The sequence below is a fragment of the Cedecea selenatireducens genome (genome assembly GCF_042138895.1).
GTDB lineage: Bacteria > Pseudomonadota > Gammaproteobacteria > Enterobacterales > Enterobacteriaceae > Cedecea > Cedecea selenatireducens.
The window spans coordinates 1-1007 of record NZ_JBHIKW010000036.1 but is presented as its reverse complement, the minus strand read 5'-3'; the positions used below and the strand labels follow the sequence as shown (position 1 = coordinate 1007).

1 protein-coding gene is annotated in these 1007 nt (G+C 52.8%); it reads right to left on the bottom strand.

All coding sequences use genetic code 11. The features are described 5' to 3' along the window. Nucleotides 1–22 precede the first annotated feature (22 nt). Complete coding sequence (locus ACE38U_RS22360) at nucleotides 23–982, bottom strand: IS110 family RNA-guided transposase (RefSeq protein WP_038472527.1); 960 nt, start codon at nucleotides 980–982, stop codon at nucleotides 23–25. Between the last annotated feature and the right edge of the window lie 25 nt (nucleotides 983–1007).

The window sequence follows — 1007 nt, the reverse complement described above, 5'->3', positions numbered from 1 at the left end:
GGGAGAGATACCGTCTTGTCGGTTATCCGGCAAGCGGTATTTCAGCGTTAAATTCACGCCCTGATTTCACCACCCCATAAGCCAGCTGTAGCAGCTTTCTCATTCCTGCACACACGCGTTCTTTGCCTGTCTTCCCCCTGCTCGCCATCCGGGTCATCAGGTCTTTCACCACTTCATTACATCTTCCCGCCACTACCGTAGGCATATACAGCACGCTACGCAGCTCACGGCTCCCCACTTTTGACAACCTGCTCTTTCCCTTCCACATCCCGGACTCACAACGTCGTGGGTTCAGCCCTGCATAAGCCACCAGAGCCTTACTGCTCCTGAACCGCCTCAGGTTTCCTGCGAAGGCCAGAAGACTCGTACTCAGCACATCTCCCACTCCCGGGATACTCTCCAGCAGCGCTTTGTCTTTTCTCAGGTCCGGGTCATCATCAATGTGCTGTCTGATTTTCTTTTTGGTTTCTTTTATCAGTTCATCCAGCGTGGCGATGTGCTCTTTTAACGAGCCAGTGATGACCTCATCTGCGGCCTCCAGCCTGTTCTCTTCCATCTGACGCATCTCTTCAAGATTTTTAAGATGCCGCACCAGCGCGGTCAGCTGTCGCTGGCTGAGAGGAGCCGGATGCCATTGGGCTGGCTGATACAGGGCACAATACCGTGCTATCAGGGCGGCATCGCTTTTATCCGTTTTGTTTCGGGTCAGTTCGGTGTTACTGAAGGCATGAATGCGGGCAGGGTTTTCCAGGCTGACGCGATAGCCGCCATCGGACAATGCCGTGGCGAGTTCCGTGCTGTAGCTGCCCGTCGCTTCCATACAGACATGACAGTCCCCAAAGCGGGTCAGCCAGTGAATAAACTCACGACATCCCGCAGGCGTGTTAGCAAACTTTTTAGTTTTGTATTTCTGACCAGGCAGCAGGACAGCGACATCAAATTTTAGCTTAGCAATATCAACGCCGACAGAAGTGAGGGTCATCTGATTCTCCGTAACCTTATGAATA